The sequence below is a fragment of the Citrobacter sp. Cb031 genome, assembly GCF_030336725.1.
Taxonomy (GTDB): Bacteria; Pseudomonadota; Gammaproteobacteria; order Enterobacterales; family Enterobacteriaceae; genus Citrobacter; species Citrobacter braakii.
Genome location: NZ_JAOWDA010000026.1, coordinates 173,526 through 190,201, shown reverse-complemented (window position 1 = coordinate 190,201; position 16,676 = coordinate 173,526). Strand labels below are relative to the sequence as shown.

General features: G+C 54.9%; 12 protein-coding genes. 2 read left to right on the top strand and 10 right to left on the bottom strand.

Annotated features, from left to right (window positions below; all coding sequences use genetic code 11):
* Positions 1–80 precede the first annotated feature (80 nt).
* Complete coding sequence (locus tag OGV93_RS12170; RefSeq protein WP_287109602.1) at positions 81–683, top strand: peroxiredoxin; 603 nt, start codon at positions 81–83, stop codon at positions 681–683.
* Positions 684–731: 48 nt separating this feature from the next.
* Here the strand turns inward: OGV93_RS12170 and OGV93_RS12165 are convergent, their stop codons facing one another.
* The 5 genes from OGV93_RS12165 to OGV93_RS12145 form a co-directional block, all read right to left on the bottom strand.
* Positions 732–2,126: a DUF3999 domain-containing protein gene (locus OGV93_RS12165; RefSeq protein ID WP_016155850.1), complete on the bottom strand. Its 1,395-nt coding sequence runs from the start codon at positions 2,124–2,126 to the stop codon at positions 732–734.
* The gene (locus OGV93_RS12160) at positions 2,123–4,765 is read right to left on the bottom strand and encodes a DUF2339 domain-containing protein (RefSeq protein WP_287109601.1); all 2,643 of its coding nucleotides are present in this window, start codon (positions 4,763–4,765) and stop codon (positions 2,123–2,125) included. Before OGV93_RS12160 ends, OGV93_RS12165 begins: the two co-directional genes overlap by 4 nt.
* A gap of 136 nt (positions 4,766–4,901) precedes the next feature.
* On the bottom strand, positions 4,902–6,770 hold the full coding sequence (locus OGV93_RS12155) for an amidohydrolase (protein WP_016155848.1): 1,869 nt from the start codon (positions 6,768–6,770) through the stop codon (positions 4,902–4,904).
* A 21-nt stretch (positions 6,771–6,791) separates the two neighbouring features.
* Positions 6,792–7,337 (bottom strand): antibiotic biosynthesis monooxygenase, encoded by a 546-nt coding sequence (locus tag OGV93_RS12150; protein WP_016152022.1) that lies wholly within the window; start codon positions 7,335–7,337, stop codon positions 6,792–6,794.
* A 173-nt stretch (positions 7,338–7,510) separates the two neighbouring features.
* Entirely contained in the window at positions 7,511–8,152 is a 642-nt protein-coding gene (locus OGV93_RS12145) for a hydrolase (RefSeq protein WP_003021513.1), read from the bottom strand.
* A gap of 273 nt (positions 8,153–8,425) precedes the next feature.
* On the opposite strand from OGV93_RS12145, the gene OGV93_RS12140 reads away from it, so the two are divergent.
* Positions 8,426–9,328, top strand: coding sequence for a LysR family transcriptional regulator (locus OGV93_RS12140; RefSeq protein ID WP_016152020.1), 903 nt, complete (start codon positions 8,426–8,428; stop codon positions 9,326–9,328).
* On the opposite strand, the gene malZ is transcribed toward OGV93_RS12140, so the two are convergent.
* The 5 genes from malZ to phoB all read right to left on the bottom strand — a co-directional run bounded on the left by malZ (position 9,322) and on the right by phoB (position 16,492).
* Complete coding sequence (gene malZ, locus OGV93_RS12135) at positions 9,322–11,139, bottom strand: maltodextrin glucosidase (protein ID WP_287109600.1); 1,818 nt, start codon at positions 11,137–11,139, stop codon at positions 9,322–9,324. The genes OGV93_RS12140 and malZ overlap by 7 nt on opposite strands.
* Before the next feature lie 138 nt (positions 11,140–11,277).
* On the bottom strand, positions 11,278–12,651 hold the full coding sequence (gene proY / locus OGV93_RS12130) for a proline-specific permease ProY (protein ID WP_103765943.1): 1,374 nt from the start codon (positions 12,649–12,651) through the stop codon (positions 11,278–11,280).
* Between the two features lie 80 nt (positions 12,652–12,731).
* Positions 12,732–14,051, bottom strand: coding sequence for a branched-chain amino acid transporter carrier protein BrnQ (gene brnQ / locus OGV93_RS12125; protein ID WP_016152017.1), 1,320 nt, complete (start codon positions 14,049–14,051; stop codon positions 12,732–12,734).
* A 405-nt stretch (positions 14,052–14,456) separates the two neighbouring features.
* On the bottom strand, positions 14,457–15,752 hold the full coding sequence (gene phoR / locus OGV93_RS12120; RefSeq protein ID WP_016155846.1) for a phosphate regulon sensor histidine kinase PhoR: 1,296 nt from the start codon (positions 15,750–15,752) through the stop codon (positions 14,457–14,459).
* Between the two features lie 50 nt (positions 15,753–15,802).
* A complete protein-coding gene (phoB, locus tag OGV93_RS12115; protein ID WP_003021496.1) occupies positions 15,803–16,492 on the bottom strand; it encodes a phosphate response regulator transcription factor PhoB in 690 nt (229 codons plus the stop codon).
* Between the last annotated feature and the right edge of the window lie 184 nt (positions 16,493–16,676).

Genomic DNA, 16,676 nt, shown 5'->3' with positions numbered 1-16,676 from the left:
CTCTTTGTCTTATTCCCGAACACTCTCTATACTGGCCCGCGTTGCGTTCCAAAAACCCCTTAACATTGCAGGAGAATTATATGGTACTGGTAACTCGTCAGGCTCCGGATTTCACAGCAGCTGCGGTACTGGGTAGCGGTGAGATCGTTGAAAACTTCAACTTCAAACAGCATACCAACGGTAAAACTACCGTTCTGTTCTTCTGGCCGATGGACTTCACCTTCGTTTGCCCGTCTGAACTGATCGCTTTCGACAAACGTTACGAAGAATTCCAGAAGCGCAGCGTGGAAGTTGTTGGCGTTTCCTTCGACTCTGAATTTGTCCACAACGCATGGCGTAACACCCCTGTCGACAAAGGCGGCATCGGTGCAGTGAAATACGCAATGGTTGCTGACATCAAACGCGAAATCCAGAAAGCCTACGGCATCGAGCACCCGGAAGCGGGCGTTGCTCTGCGCGGTTCTTTCCTGATCGACGCTAACGGCGTTGTTCGCCACCAGGTGGTTAACGATCTGCCGCTGGGTCGTAACATCGACGAAATGCTGCGCATGGTTGACGCGCTGCAGTTCCACGAAGAGCACGGCGACGTTTGCCCGGCACAGTGGGAAAAAGGTAAAGAAGGTATGAACGCGTCTCCGGACGGCGTGGCAAAATACCTGACCGAGAACGTTTCCAGCCTGTAATTGGCATGAATCGTAAGAGGCCCGCAAATGCGGGCCTTTTTTATTGGTCTATGTCGGATTATCCTTTTTCACTTCACGCCAGATTCGCCACGCCATAAGCGCCAGTACGGCGACCCCAAGAATTAACGCCCCCCACACCAACAGCGTTTTCCACTGGCTTTGTTGCTCAGCTACTGACGTTGCCGTCAATCGCGCTTCACCACCAAGCGCCACGCTCTCCTGAAGAGTCGCCCACGGTAGATAATCTATCTCCTGCGATTTACGCAGCGACGCCGGGATCAGCATATCGAGACCAACATCAGCCTTTTTCGCCGCCCGGTTTCCCCACGCCAGCATATAAGGCCCTTTGCCCTGCGTATTAAACACCAGTTGATAACTGTCGCGCATGCCGCTCAACTCAGGCAGCCTCTCTGGCAACCGGGCGTTAATGGTCGTCATCCGGACGGCCTCAACCAACTGACCGGAAAGATGAATATCTTCCGCACTCCTCCAGTCCAGATTGTAAAGCATGGTTTTTGTCAGCGGCTGCCAGGGCTCTTTTTCAGCGCTGCGCCAGGCCAGTTCCACCGGTAAAACACCTTCACTTTCCAGATCGATGCGAAGCGAGGTCAGCGGCTGGGGCTGCGCCCATCGCCAGACGGCTTCGTCATCCGAAACCTTATTCCCCTGGGCTTCAATCACGATACGCTCGGATTCCGGCTCGCTGCTGGCCGCTATCGCGCTCACGCTGTTTAACGTCAGCGCCGGACTTTGCGAGTCGAGGATCACCAGCAGGTAGCGAGTCGCCTCCACAGAGAGCGTGAGGCTGGCGCTGATGGTGTCCATTTTCAGGCGATCGTTATCACGCGTCAGATCCATTAACGGCGCATCTTCCTGCACGGGTCGCCAGTAGCGCAAATCACTGCTTGCATAAACCGAGGCTTTCCCCTGCCAGTTGCCCGCCTGCGAGTCCCAGTTCAGGCGTAACTGCGCCAGTGAAAAGGCATCTTTCGTCTCTTCCGGGAGCGTCAGTAAATAGCTCTGGCCGAGCGCTTTGACATCATCACTTTGCAAATGAATTTCAATGCCGCTCTTCGAACGTAAAACAATAGCGTCTCCGCCTCGTTGCCCCTCCTCACGCGGCGCAACCGGTGACATATCAAGCGGGAAAAAACGCAGCGCCACTGCCTCTGGCGTAACGGGCTGGGTTTTCTGCGCCACCAGAGTAAACGGCACCGTCTCCCCCAGATGGTTAAAGACCCGGACATCGCGCAAATCCGCCCAGGCGGTACCCGGATACACCGCCGGAGGTAGCGAAACGCGATACCACGGCGATGTGCCCGTAGTTTCCAGCGTCACCCCCGTTACGTAGTCCGCCGGAGACTCTTTCACTTCATCGCTGCTTACCGCCGCGCCTGTCGCGCCCAGCAGTACGCTGCATAACACCGCTTTCATCCATTTCATTTTTCTTCTCCAGCTTTGGGCGGTAATGGTGAAAAATACCCGATAATCAACACCAGAATGGCCACGCCGATAAACGCAACCGCGCGCGCCAGGCCGCCGCCTCCTGCGCTGTCCACCAGCATCAGTTTCACAATGACTATCCCCAACAATACCGCGCCACACAGCCATTCCCGACGCGAGCGGCGCCGGGTCGCCCGCAGCATCACCACCAATGCCGCCAGCATCCAGAACAGAGCAAAACAGGTTTGAATCAGCCGTGAATCCCATAGTGCGTCTACACGCCACGCAACCTCGCCATACCAGGACAATGCGCGCAGCAGCACACCATTGAGCCACCAAAAGCTGAGCGCCATCAGCGCCACAACCGGCCATGGGCGACATACCGAAAGCTGCGCCGGGAAATAGCGTTCAGACGCGCGATAAAACACCACCAGGCCCAGCAGGGCAAAAGCTGCGCCCTCTTCCAGCGGGTTGAGCAACGGCAGATAAGTCTGACGATAAACCACGCCATCTTGTAAATTCGTCAGCACGAGCAGACCTACCAGCACCAGCACAACGGGAACCATCGCCTGAACAGAATAGAGGGCCGGCCAGATGCGAAACGGCCAGATTTGTCGATGAACAGACTGATAAATCAGGAAAATTAGCAGCCCGCCAGCCGCCATCATCAGGCCGCTACCCCACGCAGCCCTTCCCCACGGCAGCCCCTGCGCGAACCAGAACAGCTCAACCGCGAGCGCCAGTAAAATCATCCAGAAGAACGATAAATGCGCCAGTCTGGAAAGCATTGGCGGTAATATTGGTGCGTCACGCCAGAGCAGCGCTACCGCAACAATTAGCGCCGCGCACCAGGCCAGATTCGGCCAGCCCGCCGCAAAAATCTGCTGTACAGCGATCTGATACATCAGCATCACCAGCATCATCGGCCACAGCAGCCATTTACTGGCATCCAGCTCCCGCCACGCCAGGCGACCCGCGATACTTCGCCAGCCCCAGCTCGATACCGCCATTAATGCCAGCACGCCAGACAGTACCCACCGATCCTGTTTCAGAACGAGTTGCGATGCCGCAACGAGCGCAACAATCCAGAAAACCAAACCACCAGCGAGTAGCGCCCAACTGCCCGGCATCCAAATATTGCGCCATAGCCATGCAGCAACCAGCCAACTGAGGCTGAGCACGGCAAAAATCAGCATGACTGAGAGCGCGGTTGTTCCGTTCGCCAGCGCCCATAGCGCGCTGCCCACGGCCAGCACGAGCAGCGCCGAACCGCTATAACTCATGCGTCGTTGCTGTTGTTGCACGCCCAGCCAGAGGATCCCAAGCCCCTCCAGCGACCAGGCCATCGCCGTCCAACGGGCTGAAAGCGCCAACGGGATAGCAAGCGTGGTAAACGCACCACCGAGCGCCAGGGCGGACAATACCAGAGGTCTCCCCAGAGAAGAGGAACGGCGCAACGCAAACTTTGCTAACACCAGATAGAAACCACCGTAGCCCAGCGCACTAAGCGCCGGACCATAAGCCATATGCCGGGTAATGGCATACTGCATTCCAAAACCGATCAGCGGTGGGGCAAACAGCAGTACGCCGTCAATAATCTGTTTGCCTTTTTCCTGCGCCCGGAGCGACAACGCCACGCTCAGCACGCCAAAAATAATCGTGTTGGCGATCAGGAACAGTTGGCAACTCAGGTAATACTCTGGTCGATAGCCCTCCAGGCCCCAAATCCCGCCAACGCCGAAGGTGAACAACAGGCCGAGCAGATTAAGCTCCCGCCAGTGCTGCCAGATGCTGATGGCGAGAATGCCGACCGAGAGCAGAAGATAGAAAGAGAAGAGCGCGACATGACTGCCGCCGCCGGTGGAAAGCAACAGCGGCGCGAGATAACCGCCAAGACTTGCCAGCATCGCCAGGCTGAGCGCCTTTTGCAGAATAGCCAGCCCCACACTCGCCGCACAAATCACCACCAGCAGCGCAAATGCCAGTGTCATTGGCAGCATTTGCCACAGCCGGAACGCGCCAAAGACGGTGAGATAGAGTGCTCCGGTAGCTCCCCCCTGTAATATCAGCGCATAGATCGGTTGCTTATGCCGCAGCCGCCAGCCCAACGCCAACAGCACAATAGCGAACAGCGCGGCCGCCACCAGACGCAGCTCCAGCGGAAACAGAGAATGTTCGACCGTATAACGCAGCAGGAAAGAAAGCCCCAAAAACAGGAGCAAAATACCGAGCTTTGCCAACGGGTTACCCTGCATAAACCAGCGCACCAGCGATGACATTACCCCGCCAAAAGCAGAAGGCCGCTCGACGTCGGGCGTAGATACCGCCGCATTATCCGGCTTCGGCTGTGAAGCCCACGGGTTAACGGGCTCAGGCGGCGGCTCAGTTACAGGCTCCGGCGATACGCTGCTCATCGCAGCCGTTGGCGCATCGGCAGGAACAATATCTTTTGCTGCCGTTGGCTCAACGGCGCTGGTCTGCGCCACACCGCGCAGCTCCAGCTCCTCTACCCGACGGCGCAAGACCATCAGCTCAGAACGTACAGCCGCACTGCGTCTGAATGCCACGATCGCGAGGCCAGGAACCACTACCAGCGCGAAGAATAATACAATGCAGCCAAGGGTTAGCAGCTCATCCATGTTTCCACCTTCACTGTATAAAGACAGACCAGAATGACACAAATTGTTGCAGTTGCGCCATATCGGTTAACACGATGAACCGCTTTTCAGAAAAGACAATCAGCCCCTGCGTTTGGCCAGGGGCTGTGATCAGGGATTAAAACGCGAAGCAGGAGCAGCCAAGCGCGCCCCAGAAAGCCCGGTCATCTGACACCGGAATTGCCGATTTACGCGCTATATCATGCTGATGACCGTGTACGCCGCAGCTGCCGCAGCACTGGTGCATCTGCACCATTGCGCCAATTTTCGCCGCAGCAGGCGGCGCTGAGCGATAGTGCCCCGGCACTTTTACCACCGGCGACCAGTCAGGTACAACCGGGATGGCCGGCGGCGCCAGCGGAGTGAAATGCCCGGCCGCATACACCACTTTGCCATCGACAATGGTCATTACCGACTCTATGCCTTTGATCTCCTCTTCCGGCACACTGAAGTAATCTTTAGACAGCACCACCAGGTCGGCCAGTTGGTCTTTCTCGATGCGCCCTTTCTTACCCTGTTCGCTGGAGAACCAGGCGCTACCGGCCGTCCACAATTCCAGCGCCACATCGCGCGGCAGGCGATTGTTATCATCGTACATCGCCATCCCTCCCACAGTACGGCCCGAAACCAGCCAGTAGAGCGCTGTCCACGGGTTGTAGCTGGCCACGCGGGTGGCATCAGTCCCCAGCCCTACCGGAACGTCAGCCGCCAGCATTTTCGCCACCGGCGGGGTATGTTTGACCGCATCTTTGCCGTAGCGATCGACAAAATATTCGCCCTGAAACGCCATACGGTGCTGAACAGCGATCCCGCCCCCCAGCGCTTTTACGCGCTCGATATTCCGTTCGGTAATCGTTTCAGCGTGATCGAAGAACCAGTGCAGGCCATTGAACGGGATATCGCGATTCACCTTCTCGAATACGTCGAGCATTCGGCTGATGGATTCATCGTAGGTGGCGTGCAGGCGGAACGGCCAGCGGTGCTCCACGAGGTGACGCACCACGCGCTCCAGCTCATCTTCCATACCTTCCGGCAGATCCGGGCGTGGCTGGAGGAAGTCTTCAAAATCCGCGGCCGAGAAGACCAGCATTTCCCCAGCCCCATTGGCACGGTAGAAGTCGGTCCCCTGCCCTGGTTTGAGCATATCGGTCCAGCGTTCAAAGTCTTCCAGTTCCTGCTGCGGACGCTGGGTAAACAAGTTGTAGGCGATGCGCACCGTCATCTGTTTGTTGGCGTGTAACTGCTCAATTATCTCGTAATCTTCCGGGTAGTTCTGAAAACCACCGCCTGCATCGATGGCGCTGGTCAGCCCGAGACGGTTCAGCTCGCGCATAAACTGCCGGGTCGAGTTGACCTGCATTTCCAGCGGCAGTTTTGGTCCTTTTGCCAGCGTCGAATAAAGGATCATGGCGTTGGGTTTGGCGATCAGCATCCCGGTTGGGTTACCGTTGCTATCACGCACAATCTCACCGCCCGCCGGGTCCGGCGTCGCCTTGGTGTAGCCGACTGCTTTCAGTGCGGCACGGTTCAGCAAAGCTCTGTCGTAGAGGTGCAGAACAAAAACTGGGGTATCCGGGGCCGCTTCATTGAGTTCTTCGAGGGTTGGCATGCGACGTTCGGCAAACTGGAATTCGCTCCAGCCACCCACCACGCGCACCCATTGCGGCGATGGCGTTCTGTCAGCCTGCTCTTTGAGCATGCGTAGCGCGTCCGCCAGCGACGGAACGCCTTCCCAACGCAATTCCAGGTTGTAATTCAGACCGCCGCGAATGAGGTGCAGGTGCGAATCGTTCAGGCCCGGGATCACCGTATGTCCCTGCAGATCGACAACCTGCGTCCCGTCGGTGGCAAAACTCATGATGCGATCGTGGCTACCGGTCGCCAGGATCTTACCATTGGCGATCGCCACCGCCTCGACCTGCGGGTTTTGTCTTTCGAGAGTATGAATTTTTCCGTGAGTCAGAATCAGTGTGGCAGTTTGAGACATAACAATCTCCTGAGAAACCGGTCAGGCTTTTTTCAGCCATCCGGCAAACAGACGGGTTACGATGGGCATCCAGAACCAGACCACCAGCGCAACCACACAGGCATCATTGATCAGATGCAGGAGTAACGAGCCCTTCATGGCAGGCAGCACAATGCCGGTCAACCACGGCACCAGATTGGTGCTGGGAAAAATCACCAGCAGGGTTATCAGAAACTGTTTCCAGCGCCTGGGCTGACGTACATGGGGCGCGGGCGGCGTAAACCAGAACGCCGCTTCGGTGCGGATTTCGGTTTTATCCCCCTCCGCCAGCAGCGGGGCAATCTCTTCGACCAGCACGCGGCGCGTATCGGACTGGGTCCAGTTATACAGATGCTCCAGCGTGTCGAAGCGGATAATGATGTTCCACAAATTGTTGCCATCTGCAGGACGAATCACATTCGCCCCCAGATGACCGGGAAACTCGGCCGCCACCGGCATGATTTTCCCCAGCCACTGCTCATACCGCTGCGCTTGTTCAGGCAGCAGGGTGTGGGAAATCACCAACGTCACATGTTTGTTCTGCGCCATAAAAGGTTCCTTGTGGAGAGGAAACAGGCCCGCTTAGGCCACGTAAGCAATACACAAAATCATTCATGGCGCATCGAAGCGGCAAGATTGTGTATCCCCGGAAGCTGACAAAGTGAGTGACCGGGGTACGCAAACGAAGCCCACAAAGAGGCAACATGAAGGATGAGGTGTATTTAGGCTTTACGTTCCGGCGCGCCATGCACCATGGTGTAGGCGTAATCCACGCCCATACCGTAGGCGCCGCTGTGCTCACGTACCAGATCCATGACGGCGTCGTAGGTTTCTTTGCGGGACCAGTCGCGCTGGTACTCTAGAAGAACCTGTTGCCAGGTCACAGGTACGGCACCCGCCTGTACCATGCGGTCGATAGAACGCTCATGGGCATCCACGGATGTGCCGCCGGAAGTGTCAGTTACCACATAAACTTCGTAACCCGCTTCCAGCGCCATCAGCGCCGGGAAAGTCAGGCATACTTCGGTCCACAGCGCGGAGATAATCAATTTTTTACGCCCGGTCGCTTCCACGGCTTTCACAAACGCCGCATCTTCCCAGGAGTTCATCGAGGTGCGTTCAATTGGTTTCACATCAGGATGAACCGCTAACAATTCCGGCCAGATATAGCCGCTAAAACTTTTCGTTTCCACAGAAGTATAAATCACCGGAACATTAAATATTTTCCCGGCTTTCGCTAATGCCACGGTATTATTTTTCAAAGTCTGGCGGTCAATATTCGCCACACCAAATGACATTTGCGGCTGATGATCAATAAAAATAAGCGTTGAGTTTTGAGGGTCAATCAGTTCCCGAATAGACATAGCACACCTTCTTAATCAATAAGTTAAAAGGCAACGGTCTGTATCTGCCGTCAGCAGCAGGATCCTGAATCAGAAAGCTTGTTGAGTATAGCGGGAAATTTCTAACGAGTTATTAAAGAAAACTTACCATCCAGTGAAACTATTAATTTTGTGTTGCGATATATCCTAAACAACATCAAAAAAATGCGCATGACTCATCTAATTTATTCACTGGCATTGTTTTTCTCCATTCGGTACAACAGAGGGGTTTAATTTTCAGGATATTTTCTGCTTATGCGCATCAATCTGGATGTTTTGCTAATTCTCGACGCACTCGATAAACAGGGTTCATTTGCCGCGGCGGCCGAATCGTTGTTTAAAACCCCTGCAGCACTCAGCTATATGATTCAAAAGCTGGAAAGTGATTTGAATATCGAGTTGCTTGACCGTTCCGGTCACCGGGCAAAATTTACCGACACCGGTCAGATGATGCTGGAAAAGGGACGTTTGCTGCTGAGTGCGGCAAAAGATCTCGAAAAGCAGGCGGTGCAGTTGAGTTCAGGCTGGGAAAAAGAGCTGGCGATTGCGCTGGACGACTCCTTCCCTTTCGCCTCGCTGTTGCCCATTATCGATGAATTTCACGCGCTGAATAAGCAAACCCGCCTTAACTTCACCCACCATACGCTGGCGGGCTCCTGGGAGGAGCTGACGCATAATGGAGCAGATATTATTTTGGGGGCGATTAATGAACCGCCTACGTCAGCGGCCTGGTCCTACAAAATGCTCGGCACGCTGGACAATGTGTTTGTCGTTGCGCCTGAGCATCCGCTGGCCGCAGCACCGGATGGCCTGACTAACGAACAGCTGTGCCTGCACCGGGCGATTGTCATTAGCGACAGCGCCCGCTTTTGTCATCCGTTACAAACCAATCTGATGGAGGAGCAGGCGCAGATTCGCGTTGATGATTTCCACAGTAAGGTGATGCTACTGCGGGCCGGCTTGGGCTGCGGATTTCTCCCCCGCCATATTGCTAACCCGTGGCTTGCCACGGGCGAGCTGGTGGAAAAAACGGTCATCTCATTTCGCCAAAAAGACGTGGCCTATATGGCCTGGCGCAATAACCGCGATGGACTGGCGCAGCGCTGGTGGCGGGAAACGCTGCTGGCAAGCCCGGATGTTACGCGCTTATATCAATGACCCATCCACACCGAGGCGGAAATCGCCGGCAGCGTCAGGATATCCTCGGCAAGCACGCCTTTGCCCTCCTGGTGCTGCCATTGACTGACGCTCAGTAATGGCGAGGCTGGCAGGACCACTTCACAGGCGTGGCCACGGTTAATCGCCACCAATACACGCTGGCGGTTTAGCACGCGTACAAACACCACCACGTTATCCTCGGCGTAAATCACCTGACAACCACCATGGCGCAGCGCCTGGCTCTGGTGGCGTAATGTTGCCAGCCGCTGATACAACGCCAGCAGGTTAGCGTCCTGTTTTTCAGGCTGCCACGGGAATGGTTTGCGACAAAACGGATCGTTGTTCCCATCCAGTCCCACTTCGTCACCGTAGTAAATACAGGGCACGCCAGGCCAGGTAAACAGCCACACCACCGCCAACGGTAAACGTGCGACGTCTTTACCGAGCAGAGATTTAAAACGGGCGGTATCGTGGCTGTCGAGCTGGTTGAACATCCGCAACTGCTGCTGATGTGACAAACCCGCGCGATAGTTATCCATCCACGCCATACAGGTCTGGGCGTCAATGAATTGCGGATCGTATGAGATATCGGTATTGGCGAGAAATCCCCATATCGGGAAGGTAAAACCGCGATAGTTCATGGCGGCATCTTCCGCGTCGGCCTGCAACCATTGACGCGCGTCGCCAAAATGCTCGCCCACCACATACGCCTCTGACTGGGTCTCTTTCGCCGCCTGCGTAATTCCGGCCACGTGCTGCAGGTTGTTGTGCGCACCACCGGCCTCTCCCAGCATATGCACCACGTCAAGACGCCAGCCATCCATACTCCACGGCGCTTTCAGCCAGTGGCGAACGATGCTGTCTTCGCCGCGATAAATTTCATTCACCAGGCTTTCAGAGGAAAAGTCCAGCTTGGGCAGGCTGGAATACCCCAGCCAGTCGAGCGCGACGCCGTCGGCTGAGAAATGATACCAGTCGCGCCAGGGGGATTGCGGATTATGGCACGCGCCATCCGTTCCCCGATTATGTCGGTCAAACCAGGCGTGTGAATCGCCGCTATGGTTAAAAACACCGTCGAGAATCAGGCGCATCCCCTGCTGTTGGGTGGTGTGACGCAGGCGCAGCAGCGCCCTGTCGCCGCCAAACTGCGGATCAACATGACGGTAATCTTCGGTATCGTATTTATGCACGCTCGGCGCGGTAAATACCGGATTCAGGTACAGCGCCGTGACGCCTAACGTTTTCAGATACGGCAGCTTTTCGCTGATGCCGTCCAAATCGCCGCCATAAAACGTGGAGCCACCGGCCTGGGCCGTAAGCGGTTCATCCCACTCGCGCCGCACAATATCGTGTCCGGCAGCGTGGTGGTAATAGACGTTATCCTGAGTCGCTTCACGCGACTGGCTGCGGGCAAAACGGTCCGGGAAAATTTGGTAAAAAATCTGATCGGCGACCCACTGCGGGCCGTTATCCGGCACATCAACAGCAAACTGCTCCAGACGCGCAGGCGGAAAACGGCTGAATCCCTGCGGGGTAAACCACAGCTGACGATCGAGCCAAAGTAATTTAAAGCTATAGCGTCGACGAGGCTGTCCGCTGGAGAGATCGATCACCGCTCTCCACGCGGTCACGCCCGGTTGCGGCTGGCTGCGTTGCTTGTGCATACCCAGCGAAATCTCTTCGTTATCGTTTTCTGCGCGTAGCGTCACCCGCTGGGGTGGATTTTCCCCCGCCAGCCATAATGTAATCGTCAGTTGATCTTTGTTTTGCTTAACAAATGGGGCAACCGGAAGGTGCCAGGCGTTCAACATCACGTATCCCCTTTGATGATAATGACGTCACCTTGCCATAGCGAAGTGCAGGATCACTCATCATCTTAACGTTTATTGGGGGAGGAGTGTGGGGGAGGAGAAAATTGCCGGGTAACATTAAGCTACCCGGCAAAAATATTACTGCGCTTCAGCCAGTTGGCGCTCGCGACGGCGCTTGAAAACCCAGCCGGCAAGCAGCAGGATAATCCACGCAAAGCCGACGTATAGCGAAATGCGGGTATCCGGATGATAGCCGATAAGCGCGATGATAAAGACCAGGAAAATCAGGCCAATAACGGTCGTCACAACCCCACCCGGCACTTTAAATTTCAGCGCCCTAACCTCTTCCGGCGGCAGACGACGACGGAAGGCAATTTGTGACAGCAGGATCATAATCCACACCCATACCGTTGCGAAGGTCGCCAGAGAGGCGATCACCAGGAAGACGTTTTCCGGCATGATGTAGTTAAGATACACCGCAAACAGCAGCGCGATGGTCATCACCATCACCGTCACCCATGGCACGCCACGACGCGACGTCTTGGCGAACATTTTCGGCGCGCTGCCCTGCTCCGCCATACCGTGCAGCATACGCCCCACGCCAAAGACGTCAGAGTTGATGGCCGACAGCGACGCGGTCAGGACTACGAAGTTGAGGATCCCGGCGGCAAAGGTAATCCCCATATGCTGGAACGTCAGAACGAACGGGCTACCGTCAGTGCCGACCTGGTTCCACGGGTAAATAGACATGATGACGAACAGCGTCCCCACGTAAAACACGAGGATACGCATCGGTACGGAATTGATGGCGCGCGGAATAGATTTTTCCGGGTCTTTGGCTTCGCCAGCGGTAATCCCGATAATCTCAATCCCGCCGTAGGCGAACATCACCATTTGTAGCGACATCACCATGCCGAGCCAGCCGTTGCTGAAGAAACCGCCGTTGCTCCACAGATTATGGATACCGGTAGGCTGTCCGCCGTTACCAATCCCCCAAATGATGATGCCAAAACCGGCGACAATCATGATGATAATGGTGGCGACTTTAAAGAACGAGAACCAAAATTCCAGCTCGCCAAACACCTTCACGCTCATCAGATTGATGGCGCAGATAATCAATACCACGCTGAGTACCCAAATCCAGTGCGGTACGGCCGGGAACCAGACGCCCATGTAAATACCAAAGGCAGTCACATCGGCAATAGCCACAATCAGGATTTCAAAACAGTAGGTCCAGCCGGTTATGTAGCCTGCCAGCGGTCCGAGGTTTTCCTGCGCATAGCGCGAGAAGGAGCTGGCTGCAGGGTTATGAACGGACATTTCGCCCAGCGCGCGCATAATGATATACGCCGCTACGCCGCCGATAATATAGGCCAGCAACACGCTTGGCCCCGCCATTTTGATGGCATCGGCCGAGCCGTAGAACAGCCCGGTACCAATTGCTGAACCTAATGCCATAAAGCGAATGTGCCGGGTGCTCAGCCCACGCTTTAGCTTGTTATTACTTTCCATCGATTCCTAACCTGTTAACACAATAAAAAACCACGGGGCCATGTTAATAGCCCCGTGGTTAAAACTTATTGTCAGTGATATTAGTGTGCGCTGGAGGTCACTTGTCGACCCGCTGCACGATCCCAGATAACTGCCAGGACCACCATCACGACTGTTGGCATCAACCACGCCAGCCCCTGCTCCGCCAGCGGTAAACGCTGGGTCCAGGCCGGTAACACGTCGCCAATTGCAGAAGCTTTAATGCCATCAAGGATACCAAAAATCAGGCTGATAAACATCGCAGGTGCAATGACGCGGGAAGAATTATGCCACCATGAGCGGGTAAAACTTAATACAACCAGTGCGATACATGGCGGATAGATAGCCGTCAGCACCGGAATAGAGATCTGAATCAGATGGCTCAGCCCCAGGTTAGAGACCACCATCGAGAAGCCGCCGAGGATAAATACCAGCGTACGATAAGACAGTGGAACGTACTGGGCAAAGAACTCTGCGCACGCGCAGGTCAGGCCAACAGCGGTGACCAGACAGGCGATGAAAATCAACGCCGCCAGCAGGAAGCTCCCTGCGCCACCAAAGGTGTGCTGAACATACGCATGCAGAATTGCCGCGCCGTTAGCAGATTGATCGACCAGAATTGCGCTATCTGAACCCAGACGGAACAACGCGAGATACAGCAACGTTAAGCCCACACCCGCCATCAAACCTGCCCAAACGGTATAACGGGTCAGCAGACGCGCTTCAGTAACGCCACGCGAGCGAGCGGCGTTGACGATAACAATACCAAATACCATCGCGCCCAGCGTATCCATGGTCAGATACCCGTTCACGAAGCCATTAGAAAACGCCGCAGTTTGATAGGCTTCCATCGCATTGCTGATCGGGCCTGCTGGCCAGACGATTGCGGCGACAGACAGGACCACCAGCGCCAGGATTTTCAGCGGAGCCAGGAAATTACCAACCGTATCCAGCAGTTTGCCCGGATACAGCGAAACCAGAATCACAATCGCGAAATAGACCACGCTGTAGATAAGCAGTGGCAGAGCGGAGTCACCGGTCAGCGGTGCAATCCCGACTTCGAAAGAGACCGTTGCGGTACGCGGCGTAGCAAATAACGGTCCAACAGCCAGATAGCACACGGTCGCCAGCAGCAAACCAGCGACTTTACCGATAGGCGTGCTCAGTCGGTCCACACCACCACCGACTTTCGCCAGCGCGACAACGGTAAGTACCGGCAGGCCAACGGCGGTAATCAAAAAGCCAAAAGCCGCAGTCCAGACGTGTTCACCTGCCTGCAAACCAACCATTGGGGGGAAGATGATGTTACCTGCACCAACGAACAGTGCAAATGTCATAAATCCCAAAGCGATAATATCGCGCGATTTTAACTGATGGGTCATAAAGTCTTACTGCCTGTGGATGTGGTGTTGAAAATAATAAATTTTTGCCTTTCCCTGGGGGACAATACAGCGGCATTTTTGCTCAATTCCAGCGGGAAACACTCCCAGACTGGCGCGGCGAAGAATAGTTTTTCGATTTACCGCGTAAATGCAGTCGGTATGACAGCACCTGGAGCGCAATTTAAACGCTTATAACGTTTTAAAGCAAGGTGGGATCCCAAAACCAGAACAATATAGCGATATGAAAAATGGGGTTAGCACAAAACACCATTTCATGGAAAAAGGTATGGGTAATAGTTCGAACAAAAAACAACCAAACGTCGTAAAATTCAGGATGCTTATATTGACCGCATAGAAAAAGCCAGCTTGCGCTGGCTTTTGGAAAGATTATCTTACGAATGCGCCTTAACCGTTAATTTTGGCAATTAAACGTTCCGGGATCACGAAACTAAATCGCGTCCCAACGCCTGGTTCGCTTTCGATATTCAAGCGACTGTCGTGATGATGCAGCGCATGCTTAACGATGGCCAGACCAAGTCCGCTGCCGCCCGTTTGCCGCGATCGCGCCTTATCCACACGATAAAAACGTTCGGTTAAGCGTGGAAGATGCTCGGCGGCAATGCCTGGACCGTTGTCTTCCACGCAAAACTCCGCCCCCGACGCCACATGCTGCCAGCGTACGGTAATGTGCGTTCCCGCTGGCGTATGGTTCACCGCGTTGTAGACGAGATTCGAGATAGCGCTACGCAACTGCTCCTCGTTACCCCGCACATTCAGGCTGTTATCAACATCAAAGGTAAACGTATGTTTTTGCTGGCTCAGCGTTTGCGCTTCGTGTTCGAGCACGCGCAGCATCATGGGCACATCGACCTTCTCATTCAGCAGTAGCGTCGGCGCAGCCTCAATTTTTGACAGCGTCAGCAGCTGTTTCACCAGCCCTTCCATGCGATACGTTTGTTCACGCATGGTATGCAGCGCTTTTTCACGCGTCGTCCCTTCCAGCGGATGCTCCTGCATCATTTCCAGGTACCCTTGTAACACCGTCAGAGGCGTACGCAGTTCATGGCTGGCGTTGGCGAAAAAGTTACGTCGTGAACCTTCCAGTTGATGCATCTGGGTAACGTCGCGCGCCACCATCAGCAGTTGCTTATCGGTATAGGGCATCACGCGAATTTCCAGATGCCGTCCGGTATTGAGTACCAGATTGATCGGTCGGCTAAAATCGCGCGTTTTCAGATATTGTGTAAATTCCGGGTAGCGCAACAGGTTAAGAATATTTTGCCCGCTATCGTCCGGCCAGCGCAGTCCCAGAACCTGCTGGGCCAGTCCGTTACACCAGAAGATACCGCCTTCTTCAGTGGTCAGCACCACCGCGTCGGGTAGCGATTCCGCCCCGCTGCGAAAACGTTTAATCAGATTACCCAGTTCACGACGGCGCTTTTTGTTGCGCAGTTGCATTTGATGCAGCCCGTACAACAACGGCTCCCAACTGCCTCGCCCCGGCGGCGGCGTCATGCTTCTGTCGACCCATAGCCACCAGGACAAACGTAATAAATTCCAGAAATGCCAGATAAGCAGGCCCGTTACCGACGCCAGTAAAAACCAGGGCAGGTAACCGAAAAAAGCGCTAAGGATAAATGCCGGTATGCAGCACAGGATCAGCTCCAGTACCAACCTTTTCCATGACAATCGTTCTAGCAAACGTCTTACTCCCTATACGGCCTATTCCTTCAGGCCTTGATTCTTGTCAGTCAGAAGCGGGTTGAAAAACGATATCCCGTCCCGCGAACCGTCTGCACCATACGATCGTGTCCGCTGTGCTCCAGCGCCTTACGTAAGCGGCGGATGTGCACATCCACTGTCCGGTCTTCCACGTACACATTGGTTCCCCAGACATGATTAAGGAGTTGCTCGCGACTGTAGACACGCTCGGGATGAGTCATAAAGAAGTGCAACAGTTTGAATTCGGTCGGCCCCATATCCAGCGGATCCTCGCCGGTCATCACGCGATGCGAGGTGGGATCAAGGCTTAGCCCCTGCATTTCTATAACCTCTTCCACCGCCATCGGTGAAATACGACGCAGAACTGCTTTAATACGCGCCACCAGCTCCTTGGGAGAAAAAGGCTTGGTAATATAGTCATCCGCGCCGGTTTCCAGCCCCCGGACGCGATCTTCCTCTTCCCCCCTCGCCGTCAGCATCATCACCGGGATATCCCGCGTCATCGCTTCGCGCTTGAGATGTTTAATAAACTGTAGACCCGAGCCGCCTGGAAGCATCCAGTCAAGCAGGACGAGATCCGGCCAGGGTTCATTGAGTTGGTTCACAGCACTGTCATAGTCTTCGGCTTCAACGGGTTGAAATCCGTTTTGCTCGAGCACGAAGCAGACCATTTCACGAATTGGAGCTTCATCTTCTACGACCAGAATACGTCTCGCCATGATTTGCCCTGTTTGTAATTAAATCGTTTGCCATCAATACAGTGCCATTATGCGTCAGTTTTATGACAGATTTATGAAAAGATAGTCCAGGTTTAACGCAGCCCGGCGAATTATGACAGCCCGGAGACAAGATATTCCCACTCGTGAAGGGTTATAATCCCCGCCATTGTTTTACCGTCATGGA